The 15421-nt window shown below is 73.0% G+C and carries 16 protein-coding genes; 7 read left to right on the forward strand and 9 right to left on the reverse strand.

The annotated features are described in order from the left end of the window. Positions 1-8: 8 nt before the first annotated feature. The 3 genes from MOX02_RS16520 to MOX02_RS16530 all read right to left on the reverse strand — a co-directional run bounded on the left by MOX02_RS16520 (position 9) and on the right by MOX02_RS16530 (position 1302). Positions 9-302 (reverse strand): hypothetical protein, encoded by a 294-nt coding sequence (locus MOX02_RS16520; RefSeq protein WP_147026897.1) that lies wholly within the window; start codon positions 300-302, stop codon positions 9-11. A 73-nt stretch (positions 303-375) separates the two neighbouring features. Then, the gene (locus MOX02_RS16525; protein WP_238179003.1) at positions 376-594 is read right to left on the reverse strand and encodes a hypothetical protein; all 219 of its coding nucleotides are present in this window, start codon (positions 592-594) and stop codon (positions 376-378) included. Between the two features lie 66 nt (positions 595-660). Beyond that, the gene (locus MOX02_RS16530) at positions 661-1302 is read right to left on the reverse strand and encodes a MarC family protein (protein ID WP_147026898.1); all 642 of its coding nucleotides are present in this window, start codon (positions 1300-1302) and stop codon (positions 661-663) included. A 229-nt stretch (positions 1303-1531) separates the two neighbouring features. Between MOX02_RS16530 and MOX02_RS16535 the strand changes: the two genes are divergently transcribed. Then, positions 1532-3220: a methyl-accepting chemotaxis protein gene (locus tag MOX02_RS16535; RefSeq protein WP_147026899.1), complete on the forward strand. Its 1689-nt coding sequence runs from the start codon at positions 1532-1534 to the stop codon at positions 3218-3220. A 118-nt stretch (positions 3221-3338) separates the two neighbouring features. Here MOX02_RS16535 and MOX02_RS16540 read toward each other — a convergent pair whose 3' ends face one another. Further along, a complete protein-coding gene (locus MOX02_RS16540) occupies positions 3339-3659 on the reverse strand; it encodes a hypothetical protein (RefSeq protein WP_147026900.1) in 321 nt (106 codons plus the stop codon). 328 nt (positions 3660-3987) lie between these two features. On the opposite strand from MOX02_RS16540, the gene MOX02_RS16545 reads away from it, so the two are divergent. From MOX02_RS16545 to MOX02_RS16570, 6 genes are all read left to right on the forward strand, one after another. Then, complete coding sequence (locus tag MOX02_RS16545; RefSeq protein WP_210250389.1) at positions 3988-6012, forward strand: PAS domain-containing sensor histidine kinase; 2025 nt, start codon at positions 3988-3990, stop codon at positions 6010-6012. Further along, positions 6009-6677, forward strand: a complete 669-nt coding sequence (locus tag MOX02_RS16550) for a response regulator transcription factor (RefSeq protein ID WP_147026901.1) — start codon at positions 6009-6011, stop codon at positions 6675-6677. Before MOX02_RS16545 ends, MOX02_RS16550 begins: the two co-directional genes overlap by 4 nt. Before the next feature lie 87 nt (positions 6678-6764). Then, the gene (locus tag MOX02_RS16555; protein ID WP_147026902.1) at positions 6765-7145 is read left to right on the forward strand and encodes a response regulator transcription factor; all 381 of its coding nucleotides are present in this window, start codon (positions 6765-6767) and stop codon (positions 7143-7145) included. A gap of 299 nt (positions 7146-7444) precedes the next feature. Continuing rightward, a complete protein-coding gene (locus tag MOX02_RS16560) occupies positions 7445-8029 on the forward strand; it encodes a Crp/Fnr family transcriptional regulator (protein WP_147026903.1) in 585 nt (194 codons plus the stop codon). Positions 8030-8158: 129 nt separating this feature from the next. Further along, positions 8159-8425: a hypothetical protein gene (locus MOX02_RS16565; protein WP_147026904.1), complete on the forward strand. Its 267-nt coding sequence runs from the start codon at positions 8159-8161 to the stop codon at positions 8423-8425. 125 nt (positions 8426-8550) lie between these two features. Then, complete coding sequence (locus MOX02_RS16570) at positions 8551-9327, forward strand: bestrophin-like domain (protein ID WP_147026905.1); 777 nt, start codon at positions 8551-8553, stop codon at positions 9325-9327. A gap of 7 nt (positions 9328-9334) precedes the next feature. Here MOX02_RS16570 and MOX02_RS16575 read toward each other — a convergent pair whose 3' ends face one another. From MOX02_RS16575 to MOX02_RS16595, 5 genes are all read right to left on the reverse strand, one after another. Next, entirely contained in the window at positions 9335-10189 is an 855-nt protein-coding gene (locus MOX02_RS16575) for a GNAT family N-acetyltransferase (protein ID WP_210250390.1), read from the reverse strand. Between the two features lie 110 nt (positions 10190-10299). Then, positions 10300-12567, reverse strand: coding sequence for a xanthine dehydrogenase family protein molybdopterin-binding subunit (locus MOX02_RS16580; protein WP_147026906.1), 2268 nt, complete (start codon positions 12565-12567; stop codon positions 10300-10302). Between the two features lie 14 nt (positions 12568-12581). Beyond that, positions 12582-13028, reverse strand: a complete 447-nt coding sequence (locus tag MOX02_RS16585) for a (2Fe-2S)-binding protein (RefSeq protein WP_147026907.1) — start codon at positions 13026-13028, stop codon at positions 12582-12584. Between the two features lie 105 nt (positions 13029-13133). Continuing rightward, a complete protein-coding gene (locus tag MOX02_RS16590; RefSeq protein ID WP_147026908.1) occupies positions 13134-14084 on the reverse strand; it encodes a GlxA family transcriptional regulator in 951 nt (316 codons plus the stop codon). 194 nt (positions 14085-14278) lie between these two features. Continuing rightward, entirely contained in the window at positions 14279-15289 is a 1011-nt protein-coding gene (locus MOX02_RS16595) for an SLAC1 anion channel family protein (protein WP_373866757.1), read from the reverse strand. Between the last annotated feature and the right edge of the window lie 132 nt (positions 15290-15421).

Here is a 15421-nt window from a genome sequence, read left to right on the forward strand (position 1 = left end):
CGGCGCGCTCAGCGGTTGCCGATCCCGGGCCCGCCCGCGGCGCCGCCCGTCCCGGGCGGACCGCTGGTCGGCGTGCCGCCGATATTCACGCCGGGATTCGTGCCGGGCACCGAACTCGGGCTCGGGTTGCCCGGGGCGACGTTGGCCGGGCGCGGGCCGGGCTCGGCCGCGCGGACCCCGCTCTCCACGCCCGTCGCCGTCCGTCCTGGCTCGCCCAGAGGATCGGCAGGCGCGCCCTGCGCCAGCGCTCCGCCCGCGAAGGCGAGCCCCAGGATCAGGGCGGGGATGAGAGGGGTCCGCATCGGAGGCGCTCCGTGGGTTCGAGGTCGGGGCCTCAACCCGCGGGACGCGCGGTTGTTCAGGGCGCGGGCCGGCTCAGCGCCTGCGGCCGGTCGGGGTGAGGTCGCCTTCCATGGCCTTGATGGCGCTCGCCAGGGCCTTGTCCTCGCTGGAATGCGGGCGGTCCGAACGCTCCAGCAGCTTCCCGCTGCGTCTCAGGACCCAGCGATAGGCGCCGGCCGGCTTCTCCAGGGGGAGGATCTCGATCTCGTAGGGATGGGGAATCTCGTTCGTCATGGCCCCGATATAGGGCATCGCGCCGGGTTTTTCAGGCCGGGACCGGCACGGCAGCGCTTGAGCGCCCTGTGCCCCGGGCATGGCCTACCGGGCGAGACCCGGGAACAGCGCGCGCAGGCTCGTCACGATCATCTCCATGGCCACCGCGGCGAGGATCATGCCCATCAGCCGGCGTGTGATGGCGGTGGCGGTCTGCGAGAGGTGGCGGCCGAGGAGGGGCGCCGAGAGGAGTGCTCCGGCGAGCAGCATCAGGAAGAGGGCGAGGCCGGCCGCCAGCTCGGCGACCTTGCCCTGCGTCCGGGCGGTCTCGGCGAACACGATCAGGGTCGCGATCGTGCCGGGCCCGACGAGCAGCGGCACGGTCATCGGGTAGATGGCGACGCTCGACGGGTCGAGATCCTCCGTCCTCTCCTTGGGCGTCGCCGCGTGCGCGTGGCTCGCCGCGCCCTGCAGCATCGAGAGGGCGATCAGCAGGACGAGGAGGCCGCCGGCGAGGCGGAAATCGTTCACGCTGATCCCGAACAGCGCGAGGATCCCCTCGCCGGCGACCACCGCGATCAGGCAACCGAGGGTCGTGCCGACCGCCGCCATCACGGCGGTGCGCTGCTGCGCGCCCGGCGAGGCGCCCTCGGTCAGGGACAGGAAGACCGGCACGTTGGCGATCGGGTTCATGATCGCGAACAGGGCCGCGAAGACCTTCGTCACGAAGGCAAGATCGAAATCCATCGCCCCACCCCCACGGATTCCCGCCCCGGATTCCCCGGCCCGGCGGCGCAGCTTGACCACGCCCGGCGCCGCTGCGCCAGCCGCCACGACGCGCGGGGCGACCGTCGCCGCCGCGCCACCCATGCACTTCCGGTTGCGTCGTCGGAGCGAAAGCCAGCCCCGGTTAACGATTGCGTGCCATCCCGTCCGCAATCGCGGCGCGTCGCGCGGCCGCGTCGGGAGCCTGTCCGTGTCCTTGAGAAACCTGTCCATCCGCTCGAAGCTCGTTGCCGCCTTCGCGGCCCTGACGCTGGTGGTCGTCGCGCTGGGGCTGCTCAGCCTCGCCGGGCTGTCGCGGGTCGACGGGCACCTGCAGGAGATCGAGGGGAACTGGCTGCCGAGCGTGCGCACCGCCGGCGAGATCGACGCGCTGACCGGGCGCTACAACACCAGCCTCCTGCGCCACGTGGTGACGAGCGAGCCGAAGAGCCTCGGTACGGTGGAGACCGACGTCCTCCAGCGCGCGCGCAAGCTCGACGCGGTGGCCGTCACCTACGAGCCGCTCGTCGGCTCGGCCGAGGAGCGGACCCAGTTCGAGACGTTCCGCCGCGAGTGGCGTGCCTTCACGGAGATCGGCGAGCGGATCATGGCCCTGTCGCGCGAGGGCCGGAAGGCGGAGGCGCTCGCGCTCTACGAGACCGAGGGCGTGCCGCCGCGCCGCCGCGCCTCCCTGGCCCTCGAGGCCATGATCAAGCTCAACAACGACGGCGCCGCGGCGGCCGAGCGCGCGGCCGCCTCGGCCTACGGGGCGACGCGGACGCAGGTCCTCGGCGCGATCGGGTTCGCGGCTCTGCTCTCGGTCGGGCTCGCCCTCATCATCATCCGCGGCATCGCGCGCGGCATCGGCTCGGTGCTTCAGCCCATGCAGGCGCTGGCGCGCGGAGAGCTCGACGCGAGGGTCCCGCACCAGGGCGAGCGGACGGAGATCGGCCGCATCGCGGACGCGGTGCAGGTCTTCAAGGACGGGCTCGTGCGCATGCGCGCTCTGGAGGAGGAGACGGCGCTCGCCCGCGCGGGCGCCGAGGCGCAGCGCAAGGCGGCGATGCGCGAGATGGCCGACGGCTTCGAGCGCGCGGTCGGCGGCATCGTCGGCATCGTGACGGCGGCCGCGACCGAGCTTCAGGCCACCGCCCAGAGCATGTCGGGCACGGCGGCCGAGACCGCCGGCCAGTCGACCGCCGTGGCGGCGGCTGCCGAGGAGGCGGCCTCCAACGTCGGCACCGTGGCGGCGGCGGCCGAGGAACTCGGCTCCTCCGTCTCCGAGATCGGCCGACAGGTCTCGGGCTCGGCCCGCCTCGCGCAGAACGCCGTCGAGGAGGCGGCCCGGACCGCCTCCCTCGTGCAGGAGCTGAGCGGGGCCGTGTCCCGCATCGGCGACGTCGTCACGATGATCACCACGATCGCCGGGCAGACGAACCTGCTCGCCCTCAACGCGACGATCGAGGCGGCCCGCGCGGGCGAATCCGGCCGTGGCTTCGCGGTGGTGGCCGCCGAGGTGAAGGAACTCGCCAACCAGACCGCCAAGGCCACCGAGGAGATCTCCGGCCAGATCGCCCGCATCCAGGGCTCGACGGGCCAGGCGGTCACGGCCATCGGCGACATCACGGCCCGGATCCAGGAGATCAGCGGCGTCGCCACCGCCATCGCGGCGGCGGTGGAGGAGCAGGGCGCGGCGACGCAGGAGATCGTCCGCAACGTCGCCCAGGCCGCCCAGGGCACCGGCGAGGTCACGGCGAACATAGCGGGCGTGGCGGGAGCCGCCGAGGAGACGGGCGCGGCGGCCGCGCAGGTGCTCGCCTCGGCCTCCGACCTGTCGCGCCAGTCCGAGCATCTCGGCCAGGAGGTGTCCCGCTTCCTCGCCACCGTCCGGGCCGCCTGAGCCCTCCCGGACGGCAGGACGGCCGGAGGCGGCTCACCGCCTCCGGCCGTTCGTCATTCAAGGGCTCTGCCCCGTGCCGCTTCGGGCGCGACGGAGCCTGCCGGGTGGAGCGCCCCTCTCACTCGTCCGGGCCGCCCGAGGTCATGCCGTAGTTCGGAACGGAGCGGTCGTTCTCCTCGGCGTTGCCGCCCTTGGCGGAGGCGTCGATCCGGCCCGCCGCGAAGGCCGCGCCGCGGGGCGCCCCGCGATGGGAGCGCACCGATCCGGTCGTCGCGACGTCGTCCTCCGGGGTCGGCTGGACGAAGTCGTAGGCGCTCGCCGGCGCGTCGATGTGGGCACCCCAGACGTTGAGCGTGCGCGACGACTGCGCGAAGGCGGGAGCGCCGAGCAGTCCGAAGCCGAGCGCGAGGGCGGAGGCGGAAACAAGAACAGTCTTCATGGCGATTTCTCCGGTTCGGGAACGCCACACCAAGATAAACATCGAGCAACACCAAGAAATCGTCCGCGCGTATTCGCGGCACAGATCTTGGTCTCGCGCAGCAAAACCAAAGTATGATCCTGCCTGCGCCCGCGCAGGGCCCAGGCCGCCGGCGCCATCGCCGGATGCTCGCTGCCGCCACCGTCCCGACCCGCACCACGCAACCTGACCGGGTGCCCGCGCCGACCAAACCTTGGTATGATGGCCTTTCGAACGGCGCCGCCGCATGGTCGCGCCGGATCGCGGCCGCGGCGTGCGGCCCGTCGCGGGTCGAACGGAGACGCGTCGCATGCCCGTGGACCAGTTGTCCGGGGGGCCGGTCGCCCGAGCCCGGTCCGCCGTCGGGACCTGGGGCGTCGGCAGGCGGAGCATCAGGGCCTGGCGTGCCGGGGCGTGGGGCGCCCCCGCCGCGCCGCCGGAGCCGGGACGGCCGGGGCCCGCCCGCAAGGACACGCTGCTCGGCGCCTTCGCGGTGGCGCTCGCCCTCGGCATCTTCCTCGTCGACGCCTTCACGCCGCTGGAGAGCGCGGTCGCGGTCCTCTACGTCGTCGTCATCCTGATCGCGGCGCGCGGCTTCGGGCCCCTCGGCGTCGTGCTCACCGCCGCCATCTGCATCAGCGCCACCGCCGCCGCCTACTGGCTGATGCACGGCCTGTTCAACGGGGATTCGGCGCTGCTGCGCTGCCTCGTGAGCCTCGCGGCGATCGGGCTCGGCACCGTGCTGATCCTGCAGAACCAGCGGGCGGCGGAGCGGCTCGCCGAGCAGGCGAACCTGCTCGAACTGACGCACGACTCGATCTTCGTGCGCGACCGGTCCGACATCGTCACCTTCTGGAACCGGGCCGCGGAGGATCTCTACGGCTGGCGGGCCGAGGAGGTCCGCGGCCAGGACATCCACGAGCTGCTGCGCACCGACTTCCCCGTCGATCCGGCGGCGATCTGGGACGAGCTGACGCGCACCGGCCGCTGGGAGGGCGAGCTCGTGCAGACGGTGCGCGCGGGGCGGCGCGTGACGGTCGAGAGCCGCTGGGCGCTCCAGCGCGACGTCCGCGGCGAGCCGGTCTCGGTGCTGGAGACCAACACCGACATCAGCGACCGCAAGCGCGCGCTCGAAGCCCTCACCGAGAGCGAGCGGCGCTACCGCACCATCTTCGACACGACCCGCGTCTCGATCCTCCAGCAGGACTGGACGGCCGTGCGGGCGGCCCTCGACGGGCTCGCGGGCCAGACCGACCTCGAGCGCCACCTCGCCGACAATCCGGATTTCGTGCGCCGCATGCGCGCGAGCATCACGATCGTCGACGTGAACGCGGTGACCCTGCGCCTCGCGGGCGTGCCCGACCGCTCCGCCTTCATGCGCACGCTCGACGAGTTCCTGCCCGAGGAGGAGCAGACCTTCGCGCGCTCGCTCCTCGCCTTCGCGCGGGGCGAGACGTTCTACGAGGGCGAGACCGAGATCCGGCGGCGGGACGGCAGCACGGTGCCGGTCCTGTTCGGCATCACCTTCCCGGAGCGCCCGGAGGCGCTCGGCTGCGTCCTCGTCTTCGCCGTCGACATCACCGAGCGCAAGGAGGCGCAGGAGGCGCTGCTCGCCGTGCAGGCCGAGCTCGCCCACGCCCTGCGGGTCTCCACCCTCGGCGCCCTCACCGCCTCGATCGCCCACGAGGTGAACCAGCCGCTCGCCGCCATCGTGACCAACGCCGAGGCGTCCCTTCGCTGGCTCGCCCGCGACGTGCCCGACCTCGACGAGGCCCGCGCCGGCATCGCCCGCGTGGTGGCGAGCGGGACTCGGGCGGGCGAGATCGTCGCCCGGATCCGCACCTTCCTGACCAAGGCGCCGCCGCGCCCCACCCCGGTCCGCCTGTGCGAGATCATCGACGAGGCGGCCCTCCTGATCGAGCGCGAGATCCTGCGCCACGAGGTGAGCCTGCGCCGCGAGATCGAGCCGCGCCTGCCGCCGGTGCTCGGCGAGCGGGTGATGCTGCAACAGGTCGTCATCAACCTGATGGTGAACGCCGTGCAGGCCATGGCGGAGACCCGCGACCGGCCGCGCCGCCTCGTGGTCCGGCTCGGCCGCGACGGCGCGTCCGCGCGCGTGTCGGTGATCGACACCGGGCCCGGCCTGACCGACGAGGCCCGGGCCCGCGTGTTCGAGCCCTTCTTCACGACGAAGCGGGACGGGATGGGCATGGGGCTCGCCATCTGCCGCACGACCGTGGAGGCGCATGGCGGCCGGCTCTGGGCCGCCGGGCACGCGGGGCCCGGCACCGCCTTCCACTTCACCCTGCCGCTGCCCGAACCGGAGGCCGCATGATCCGCAGCTCCGCCGCCAAGCCGGCCCCCGAGGCGGCCGAGCCGCCGACCGTCCACGTGGTGGACGACGACCCGGCGATCCGCGACGCCCTCTCCAGCCTGTTCCGCTCCGTCGGACTCGCCGTCCAGGCCGTCGCCTCGGTGGCCGAGTTCCTCGGCAGCCCGCGCCCCGGCACGCCGGGCTGCCTCGTCGTGGACGTACGCCTGCCCGGGCTCAGCGGCCTCGACTTCCAGGGTCAGATGGCGGGGCTCGGCATCCGCATGCCGATCATCCTGATGACCGGCCACGGCGACATCCCGATGTCGGTGCGCGCCATGAAGGCCGGCGCCGTCGACTTCCTGGCAAAGCCCTTCCGCGACCAGGACATGCTCGACGCGGTCGCGGTCGCGCTGGAGCGCGACGCCCGCAGGCGCGACGCCGAGACCGCCCACGAGGCGCTCGCCGCGCTCTACGAGACCCTGACCCAGCGCGAGCGCGAGGTGCTGGCGCAGGTGACGGCCGGGCTGATGAACAAGCAGGTGGCGGGCAACCTCGGCCTCAGCGAGATCACCGTGAAGATCCACCGCGGCAACGTGATGCGCAAGATGAGCGCCCGCTCGCTCGCAGACCTCGTCCGCATGGCCGAGGCTCTGGGCATCCGAACCGGCGGCCAAACCTCCGTATGATTCCAAACTGACCGGTCCGGGCGCATACGGCCTGCGGGGCGCCCGCCATCGTCGCGGTGGCGGCGGCGGCGCCCGCGGCGAGGTCTCATGGCGGAAGCACCCGTGATCGCGATCGTCGACGACGACGAGGCGGTGCGCGTCGCCACCGGCAGCCTCGTGCGCTCGCTCGGCTACACCGCCGAGACCTATTCCAGCGCCCGCGACTTCCTGCGCGCCAGCGCGGCGCGCGAGCCCGCCTGCCTCATCACCGACGTGCAGATGCCGGGCATGAGCGGCGTCGAGCTGCAGGAGGCCCTGGTGGCGGCCGGCCGCCGCCTCCCCGTGATCTTCGTCACGGCCTTCCCGACGGAGAGCCTGCGCAGCCGGGCGCTCGCGGCCGGCGCCAGCGGCTTCCTGCGCAAGCCCTGCGAAGGGCGTGCGATCATCGACTGCCTGGAACGGGCGCTTCGGCAGCGGGCGGCGACCTGAACGGACCCGGGAGCCCGCCGCCCTCGAACAGGCCGCCCCGCCCCTGAAGACAGGCATCTTCGACATATGCGCGCGCCGCAATGGGGGGCTGTTTCAAAAACGACGCTCATTCGGCTAAAGTAAAAAGAAAAAGTTGCGTTGTGTAAAATTGCTTAGGGGGCAATTGAGTGATCGAAGACCCGTTCCTGCGCAAGCTAGAGCGCGCAGTTCAGCTATCCGAAGACGAGCGTTACGCACTCCAGAGCTTGACCTTCAACCGCAGGACCTTACCGGCACGGCACGACATCGCGACCGGAGACGTGACGGACCGGGTCTACCTCGTGATGAGCGGCTTCGCCTGCCGCTACAAGACGCTTCCTTCCGGCAACCGCCGCATCGTCTCCTTCGTCCTGCCCGGCGACCTCTGCTACATGCACGATGCGGGCGCGTTCGGGCGGGACCTGCGCGTGGGGGCGCTGACGCCCTGCTCGGTCGTCGACCTCTCGCGCTCCAAGCTCGTCGAGCTGATCGGGCTCCATCCCGGCATCAGCCGCGCGATCTGGTGGGTGACCCTGCGCGAGCTCAGCCGCGCCCGGGAGTGGATCGTCAACGACACGCGCCCGGCGGACCGGCGCCTCGCCCATCTCCTGTGCGAGTTGCTGGTCTGCCTCCAGGTGATCCAGCAGGCGGACGAGCACGGCTTCGAGTTCCCGGTGACCCAGGTCGACGTGGCGGACGCGCTGGGGATCTCGCACGTCCACATCAACCGCGTCCTGCAGAGCCTGCGCTCGAGCGGGCTCGTCGCCTGGAGCAGCCAGCATGTGACGATCCCGGACGTGGACGGCCTCCGGGCTTACGCCGAGTTCGACCCGGCCTACCTCTGCTTCGAGGGCTTCGGCCCCTGACCCCGGAGGGCGCCCCGAACCCAGGGTGGCGACCGCACCGCCGGCGGCCGCCCCGCTGCTCGCGTGAAACTTGATCCAGGTTAGTGCCGTTACAGGGGGCAGGATCCAGCCGCCCGCTCGAGAAGAAGAATGGACAACATCACGCTGCAACCGGTGCAGATCGCGAGCCTCTGCGCGGACACCGACGGGCGCATCGCCTTCGCGGACGGCAAGCTTGTCGCCGTGCTCGTTCGCCTGAGCGAGGAGTTGCACGGCGCCGACGGGCGCGCCGGCCAGTGGTGCGTGGAGGTCGGCTTCGGGGCCTGCGACGTCGGCGTGCTGTCCGTACGGTTCGACGGGCTCGACGCGGCGCGCCGCTGGATCGCGGAGCGGATGGCGATGGCGACGACGGACTGAAGGCCGGCTCCCGCCGACCGTCCGATTCGCGACGGACGGCAGATCGGGGCCCGGCCCGGTGCTACATCTCCCGCCAAGCTCGATCCCGCCGGCGCGCAGACGGTGCGGGCGCCGGAGGTGCCGCGATGTTCCTGACGCACGCGTCGCTGTGGCTGTCGGGCCTGCTGATCGTCGGCGTGCCGACCCTGCTGGCGATGTTCGGGCCGATCCTGATCCGGCGCCGGATCAGCTTCGCGAAGCTGCGCACCAACAACGAGGTCGCCGGGTTCAAGTTCGCGACGGTCGGCGTCCTCTACGCGGTGCTCCTCGCCTTCGCGGTCATCGTGGTCTGGGAGAAGTTCAGCGAGGCGGAGCGCAAGGTGGCGCAGGAGGCGGGCGCCCTTGCCGTGCTCTACCGGCTCAGCGACGGCCTGGACGCGGCCTCGCGGGAAGGCTTCCGCGCCGGCCTGACCCGCTACATCCGCGCGAGCGTCGAGGAGGACTGGCCCGCGATGGAGCGCGGCGAGACCGCGCCGGGCGCGCGGCAGGCGCTCGACGCCATCTACGCCGCCGCCCTGGCGACGCGCCCCGGAGACCCTCGCTCCGAGGTCGTCCTCGCCGAGATCCTGAACCAGCTCGACCACGTCACCGAGGCTCGCCGCGACCGCCTGATCATGGCTTCCGGCAGCGTGCCGGACGTGCTCTGGCTGGTGCTGGCGAGCGGCGCCGTCCTGACGATCAGCTTCACCTTCTTCTTCGCGGCCGAGAACCTGCGCGTGCAGACCATCATGACCGGGATGCTGTCGATCCTGATCTTCTCCGGGCTGCTCGTGATCGTGGCGATCGACCATCCCTTCGCGGGCTCGGTGCGGGTGACGCCCGAGGCGCTCGACCAGGTGCTGGAGAATTTCGGCGCCTCCTGAGCGGGCCTCAGCCGAGCTCGAAGGTCGTGATCCCGAAGGTCTCCGCGAGCGGCAGCCCAGGCGCCGCCCCGCGATACATCCGGGCGGTCTCGAAGACCGGCGACAGGCCGAGCGTCTCGGCAAGCCGCACCGCGGCGCCGTTGGGCTCCGGCACGTCGAGGGCGACCGGTCCGGGCAGGCCGGCGACGAGCCCGGCGAGGAGCGCGGACGCCGCGTCGGCGTCCGGGGCGAACAGGGGCCCGACCTTGTGACCGTGCCGGCAGGCGCGCACGACGCCGTAGCCCGCGACCGCGCCGTCCGCGACGAGGGCGCGGACCCCGCGCCCGCCGCCGAGCCAGCAGCGCAGGAACGCCTCGCGCGGCGCGGGGAAGAAGCGCCGGTCGAACGCCAGTACCGCCGGCAGGAGCGCCGCGTCGACGGGGACGACGCGCGGATCGGGCGGGCCGGACGGGCGCGGCGTGCCGGAGAAGCGGACGTTGCGGTGGGCGAGGACGAACCCGGCGCGCGCGTAGGCCCCCTGCTGCTCCACCACCCCGTCGAGCCCGACCGTGCCGCCGGGAAGCCGTCCGAGACCGGCCTCCCAGAGCCGGCGCCCGAGGCCCTGCCCGCGGCGGTCCGGCCGCACGATGAAGAGGCCGAGGAAGCCGAATGCCTCGCCGTAGCGGACCAGGGAGATCGAGCCGGCGGGCGCGTCCCCGTCGTGCAGCATCAGGAAGCCGCCCGGATCGGCCGCGCGGAAGCAGGCGCCGTCGTCGAGGCCCGGGTTCCAGCCCTCGGCCGCGGCCCAGTCGAGGGCAAGCCCGAGCTCGGCCGGGGACATGGTCCGGATGCTGATCCCGTCTCCGGGATGGGGGCTCGCCATCGCGCACCGCTCCTCGCCGCCGGTCCGGGCGAGGCCCGGACGCGCTGCCGCCGCGGAGTCAGGATAATGCATCCGCGGCGGCCTGGAACCCGGGCCGCCCGGAAGGCCCCTCAGGCCGCCGTGAGGCGGGCCTTGCTGAGCGGCAGGCTGCGCAGCCGCTGCCCCGTGAGCGCGGCCACCGCGTTGACCACGGCGGGGGGCACGCCGGGCAGGCCCGGCTCGCCGATGCCGCCCATCGGGGCGCCGCTCTCGACGATCGCCACGTGGATCCGCGGCATCCGCGTCCGGTCGAGGATCGGGTAGGCGTCGAAGTTGCGCGCCTGGCGCTGGCCGCCCTCGTAGACCACCTGCTCCAGGAGCGTCGCCGAGAGACCGAGCGCGGCCGCGCCCTCGACCTGACGCTTGACGATGCTCGGGTTGACGACGCTGCCCGGGTCGATCGCGATCCAGAGGTCGTGCACCCGCGCCTCGCCGTCCTCCAGCGAGACCTCGGCGATGGTGGCCGTCTCCGAGCCGAAGGGAGAGGCCATCGAGACGCCCCGCGCCCGCCGGCCGCCCTCCGGCCCCGCGAAGGGGCCGCGCTTCCAGCCCCCCGCGAGGTCGGCCGCCGCCTGCAGCAGGGTGCGGTGGCGCGGGCTGTCCCTGAGGAGCGCCATGCGCAGCGCGAACGGATCCTGGCCGCCGGCCTCGGCGATCTCGTCGAGGAAGCTCTCGTAGAAGTAGTCGTTCATCGAGTGCCCGACCGAGCGCCAGAAGGCGATCGTGACCGGGTGTGGCACCTTCACGTAGTCGAGCCTGCGGTTCGGGATCGCGTAGGGCTTCTTGTCGAGGCCCTCGACCACCGAGGAATCGACCGGGCTCTTGAAGATCGAGCCGAACCAGCGGCCGATCGGCCCCTCGCCGACCGCGCGCGTCGTCAGGGCGACCGGCAGTCCGTCCCGGCCGATCGCCGCCCGGAAGCGCACGAAGCCGAGCGGGCGCACCGCGTCCATGCCGAACTCCTCCTCGCGCGACCAGAGCACGCGGACGGGCCGGCCCGTGGCCTTCGCCAGCAGGATCGCCTGCGGGAAGGGGTTGCCCGGCCCGTAGAAGAAGTGGCGCCCGAAGAAGCCGCCGAGCATCGGCGAGTGGATGCGCACCCCGTCGGGCTGGAGCCCGGCGACCTTGGCGGCGACCTGCTGGAACACCTCCGGCATCTGGTTCGGCAGCCAGAGGTCGAGGCTCCCGTCCGGCGCGAACCGCGCCACCGAGGCCGGCGGCTCCAGCTGCGCGTGCGCGAGGTAGGGCGCGTCGTACTCCGCCTCGATCACCGTCGCGGCCCCGGCGAAGGCCGCCTCGACGTTCCCCTCCTGCTCGGCCGCGATGCCGGGCTCGGTGGAGGATTTCAGGGCGGCGAGCATCGCGGCCGAGGAGAACGCGCCCGAGACGGTGGCGACGCCCTCCGGCGCCGGCTCGGTCCAGGTGACCGCGAGGGCCTCGACGGCCTTGCGGGCCCGCCACCAGGATTCCGCCACGACCGCCACCGCGCCGGGCAGGCGGTGGACCGAGTGGACGCCGGGCATCGCGCGCACCTCCGCCTCGTTGGCGACCGAGCGCGGCTCGGTGCCGAGATGGGGCGCGTGGACCACGGCGGCGTGCAGCATGCCGTCGAGGCGGATGTCGATCGCGTACTCGGCCCGGCCCGTGGACTTGTCGCGGGCATCGAGGCGCGGCACCGGCTTGCCGATGTAGCGGAAGGTCTTCGGATCCCTCAGGGGCACGTCGTCGCGCGGGACGAGCGCGAGTGCGGCCTCGGCGAGGTCGCCGTAGCCGAGCGCGCGGCCGGACGCTCCGTGCAGGACGCGGCCGTTCTCGGTCGTCAGCTCGTCCTGGCGCACGGCGAGGCGGGCGGCGGCGGCCCGCAGCAGCATCTCGCGGGCGGTGGCGCCGAGGCGGCGCATCGCGTCGAAGCTGGAGCGGGTCGAGAAGCTGCCGCCCGTCAGGCGCAGGCCGTTGACGACGGCGTAGTCGGGCCCCGGCGGGGCGCATTCCACGGAGAAGCGGGCGGGGTCGAGGTCGAGCTCCTCGCCGATGGTCTGGGCGAGCCCCGTGTTGATGCCCTGGCCGCCCTCCACGAAGGGGCTCAGGAGCCGGACCGTGCCGTCAGGCCGGATCTCCAGGAAAGCGGCGACGCGGGTGCCCGGTTTCGGCGCGATGGCGCCCGCGCCCTCCGCCGGCGAGCCGCCGGCGCGGGCGGGCCCGGCGCGCAGGCCGACGCCGAGGAGGAGCGCGCCCGAACCGGCGCCGAGGAAGCCGCGGCGGGACAGGTTGCGCACGGGCTCGCGCGCGGTAGACGCGCCGGAAGCGGCGGCGAGGAGCGGCGGGGTGAGATCGTTCATGGCGCCCTCCCCTCTCAGGCCGCGGCGCGGCGCACGGCGGCGCCGATGACGTTGTAGGTGCCGCAGCGGCAGAGGTTGGTCATCGCCTCCGCGATGTCCGCGTCGGTCGGCTTCGGGTTCTGCTTCAGAAGGCTCGTGGCGGCCATGACCTGGCCGGACTGGCAGTAGCCGCACTGGGGCACCTCGATGCCGACCCAGGCCTCCACAACCCGGCGGCCGACCGGATCCTGCTCGATCGCCTCGATGGTGGTGACGGCCTGCGCGCCGACGCCGTCGAGCGGCATCTGGCAGGAGCGGGTCGCCTGCCCGTCGATCAGCACCGTGCAGGCACCGCACTGGCCGATGCCGCAGCCGTACTTCGTGCCGGTGAGGTGGAGATCGTCGCGCAGGACGAAGAGGAGCGGCGTATCCGGCTCGGCATCCACGGAATGTTCGCGGCCGTTGATCGTCAGCTTGATCATCGCGTGGTCCTCCCGGTCGAGGTGCGAGGCATGGCTATGCTTATGGCGATCCCCGGCGCACCGAAATGTCATAATCCCATCGTTTCAGGACATCGCCGGCCCCGCTCAGGCCGGTGCCGGCAGGCGCGTCTCGCGCCGGAACGCCCCCGGGTTGCGCCCGTAGATCCGCAGGAAGGCGCGGCGCATGCGCTCCCGGTCGGCGAAGCCGGTCTCCGCCGCGATCACCTCGAGGGAGTGCCGCCCCTGGGCGAGCATCACCCGCGCCGCGTCGGCGCGCAGGCGCTCGATCACCTTGGCCGGGGGCTGGCCGAGCTCCGCGTGGAAGGCGCGGCTGAACTGGCGCGGCGAGAGCCGGGCGATCTCCGCGAGCTGGGAGACGGTGAGCGCCTCGCGCAGGTTCAGGCGCGCGAAGTCGAGCGCCCGCTGGATGCGGTCGGACCGCGGCTCGAGGTCGATCAGGCTCGACGCCTGCGGCTGCGCGCCGAACCGGCGCCGGTCGAGGAGCATGCGGCGCGCGACCTCCCGGGCCGTCGGCCGGCCGAGGTCGTCCTCCACGAGGGCGAGCGCCATGTCGATCGAGGCGGTCATCCCGGCCGAGGTCCAGACCGTGCCGTCGTTGACGAAGATCCGGTCGGTCTCGACCCGCAGGTCGGGGTAGCGCGCCTGGAGAGCGGCGGTGTTCAGCCAGTGGGTCGTGGCCCGGCGGCCCCCGAGGAGGCCGATCTCGGCCAGCACGAAGACGCCGGTGCAGAAGCTGGCGACCCGGCGCGCCCCCGCCGCCGACCGGGCCGCGTAGTCGAGGAGCGCGGGAGAGCCCGCCTCCATCCCCGTGAACGCGCCGATGATGAAGGTGTCGAAGGCGCCCGGGGCGGCGTCGACGGGCTCGGTCTCCACGCCGAACCCCACGTTGGTCGGGACGCTGCCGCCCCGCTCCGAGACCAGCCGGACCTCGTAGGCCCGGCTGCCCGCGACGCCGTTCGCGGCCTGGAACACCGAGAGCGCGGCGAGCGACATCAGCTTGAGCTCGGGAATGGCCAGCACGCCTATGGTCAGCATCGGCTCGACATTCCTCCGAACCTATCCGTGTCGGTGCACGCGAAGGTTGTACCTCGCCGCTCCGCAAGGGAACCCGGTCGCGCGCTCCGGTCCGCTAGCGTCCGCTCACATTAGATGCATATACATCTAATGTGAGCGGTGTGCCCGCCCCGGGCCGGCCGCGCAAGTGTCCGGGCGCACGCGCCGCCCGGCCCTCAGCCGCTCAGCGCCCGCAGCTCGCCCCGGGCGATGCCGAGGAGGGTGCGGCCGGCGAGCCCCGCGATGACGAGCGTGGCGAAGGCCAGCAGCGCCAGGGCGATCGCGTCGGCGACGGGCGAGCCCGCATGGTCCGCGTAGCGCAGGGCCGCGGCGGCGGTCGCGGCGAGCGGGAAGCTCACGGCCCACCACGAGACCCGGAACGGACAGCAGAAGGGCAGGTCGCGCTGGCGCCCGACGAGCACGGCGAGCACGAACAGGGTCAGCATGAACAGCGCCTCCGCGAAGGCGTCGATGCGCCCCGTGACCGCGACGTAGCTGGAGAAGCCGACCGCGAAGGGCGCGATCAGGATCATCAGGGTCGGCCGCAGCGCCGCCGGCAGGGGTTCCTCGAACAGGAGCCGCGAGAAGATCAGCGTGAACAGGGGCAGCGCGAAGAACAGGCCGACGCTCAGGCCGAACTGGCCGACCGCGTGGGCCGCCGGCAGGTCGAGGACGGGCAACGCGAGGGGCAGGTCGAAGAGCCCGACCACGGGGACGACCCAGGCCGGCGTGGCGTGGGCGACCTGCTGGCGGCTGCCCATCCAGCGGCTGACGATCACGAGGGCGAACACGACCATGGCGGCGGCGGCCAGGATCCAGATGCCGCGGGCGAGCACGGGGGCGGAGCGCGCGAGCAGGATCGGGATCAGCAGGAGGCTGATCAGGATGGTGCCGAACAGGTTTCCGGCGATCGGATGGTTGAACTCGGCCACCACCGCAGCCCGGGCGGTGACGACCTTCGCGCCGTAGGCGAGCGCCAGGGCCGCGAAGGCGGCGAGCGCCACCCAGCCGACCGCGTCGGCGACGAGGGCGGGCACGCCGTAGCGCTGGCCGGCGAGCCGCCACGCTACGCTGAGCCCGGTGAGGCCCATGACGGAGCCGAACAGGCTCACCGGCAGGTACTCGAAATGCTGTCTGCGGACGCTCCCGGCCGGGCGCGCGGCGGCCTCGGCCTCGGGAACGGAGATCGTGCTCATGGCGGCGGACTCTCGCTCGAATCGTCGATGGACGAGAGCTATGCCGCGGCGAGCCCGCCCTCGATGGCCGATCGGCGCAATCGGATGTCGGGGCGGATCAATCGCTGCTATTGTCAGTTGCAG

The sequence above is a fragment of the Methylobacterium oxalidis genome (assembly GCF_007992195.1).
Classification (GTDB): domain Bacteria; phylum Pseudomonadota; class Alphaproteobacteria; order Rhizobiales; family Beijerinckiaceae; genus Methylobacterium; species Methylobacterium oxalidis.

Bases quoted from the DNA above. Each gene is read 5' to 3' on its own strand.
- MOX02_RS16550 (WP_147026901.1), top strand. From the start codon at position 6,009: ATGATCCGCAGCTCCGCCGCCAAGCCGGCCCCCGAGGCGGCCGAGCCG.
- MOX02_RS16570 (WP_147026905.1), top strand. From the start codon at position 8,551: ATGTTCCTGACGCACGCGTCGCTGTGGCTGTCGGGCCTGCTGATCGTC.
- MOX02_RS16580 (WP_147026906.1), bottom strand. From the start codon at position 12,567: ATGAACGATCTCACCCCGCCGCTCCTCGCCGCCGCTTCCGGCGCGTCT.
- MOX02_RS16555 (WP_147026902.1), top strand. From the start codon at position 6,765: ATGGCGGAAGCACCCGTGATCGCGATCGTCGACGACGACGAGGCGGTG.
- MOX02_RS16525 (WP_238179003.1), bottom strand. From the start codon at position 594: ATGCCCTATATCGGGGCCATGACGAACGAGATTCCCCATCCCTACGAG.
- MOX02_RS16540 (WP_147026900.1), bottom strand. From the start codon at position 3,659: ATGAAGACTGTTCTTGTTTCCGCCTCCGCCCTCGCGCTCGGCTTCGGA.
- MOX02_RS16590 (WP_147026908.1), bottom strand. From the start codon at position 14,084: ATGCTGACCATAGGCGTGCTGGCCATTCCCGAGCTCAAGCTGATGTCG.
- MOX02_RS16545 (WP_210250389.1), top strand. From the start codon at position 3,988: ATGCCCGTGGACCAGTTGTCCGGGGGGCCGGTCGCCCGAGCCCGGTCC.
- MOX02_RS16585 (WP_147026907.1), bottom strand. From the start codon at position 13,028: ATGATCAAGCTGACGATCAACGGCCGCGAACATTCCGTGGATGCCGAG.
- MOX02_RS16565 (WP_147026904.1), top strand. From the start codon at position 8,159: ATGGACAACATCACGCTGCAACCGGTGCAGATCGCGAGCCTCTGCGCG.
- MOX02_RS16520 (WP_147026897.1), bottom strand. From the start codon at position 302: ATGCGGACCCCTCTCATCCCCGCCCTGATCCTGGGGCTCGCCTTCGCG.
- MOX02_RS16575 (WP_210250390.1), bottom strand. From the start codon at position 10,189: ATGGCGAGCCCCCATCCCGGAGACGGGATCAGCATCCGGACCATGTCC.
- MOX02_RS16530 (WP_147026898.1), bottom strand. From the start codon at position 1,302: ATGGATTTCGATCTTGCCTTCGTGACGAAGGTCTTCGCGGCCCTGTTC.